Genomic DNA, 1,015 nt, shown 5'->3' on the forward strand with positions numbered 1-1,015 from the left:
AAATGATAGTGTGCAGAGAAAACCCAAGCAACACTAAAGGCATCTATAAAGGAAGACAGTTCTAAGTTAGCTCTAGCGGCGTCAGCATAGAATGCTCCATTACTAACCGTATCATAAAATAAGAACTCTAGAAGATAATAGAAAAAGCCAAAAGTCACTAGCAGTAACAACAAATACTTTAATTTTTCCTTAACCCCTCCTAAAAGTAAACATTCAACGAAAACAAGTTGCCATGTCTGATATCTAATTAACAATGCGAATGCTGAGGTGGCCCCTCCCTTTACACTATTCCCCTTGAGAACAAAATATAAAGATAAAACCCAGAAAAATATCCCTACAGGTCCTGTAAGTGGACGAGAGGCATTCCAAAAGTAATATGGCATATAAATATTCAACAAATGAAAAGAAATCATCACAACAAGAGATATTCTCGCACTAAGTTTATTAGTTAACACTTGAAATATAAGTATATTTGTAAGGCAGAAAACAACAGATGAAAATATGTTTAAATATTCAATTTTTGGTACACTTCCTATTCCAAAACTAAACACTGCAGCTATTATTTGAAATATTTTGCTTGGATAAATTAGAGTGCTACCAATAGGATTATCAATTTCTAACGAATGATAATCTGACCAATCAGGCGCAAGCCTACCTTCTTCTAACAGTGAGATTCCTGAAGATATATACATTGCCAAGTCATGGACATCTAAAATATTATGTGCGTTATAGTTTACTAATATGACACTTAAACTAGATAAAAAAACCAACACCCAATATTTAAAAATACCCATTTATCCTGCTCTGTCAACTTAGACTCATAAGAGTCACTTATATTCCCTATAAAATTACCACTAGCTTACTCTTACATTCCTTCTGTGTCAACAACTCATACTTAACCAAAATAAACAATGTAAACAATGTAAAAAAATACTTTGCACTAAAAGTATAGTGGCATCATTCACTAGTTAGTTAATTTTTGTTGATTAATAATTACAAGCTAATAAAAATACAC

At 32.1% G+C, this 1,015-nt stretch carries 1 protein-coding gene; it reads right to left on the bottom strand.

What is annotated here, in order from left to right:
- Nucleotides 1-794 (bottom strand): hypothetical protein (locus BCU12_RS11280; protein WP_133153870.1); only part of this gene is annotated, 794 nt, incomplete at its 3' end.
- Nucleotides 795-1,015: the final 221 nt, after the last annotated feature.

Origin of the sequence: Vibrio sp. 10N.261.55.A7 (assembly GCF_002877365.1) — a bacterium.
In the GTDB taxonomy this organism is placed as follows: Bacteria; Pseudomonadota; Gammaproteobacteria; order Enterobacterales; family Vibrionaceae; genus Vibrio.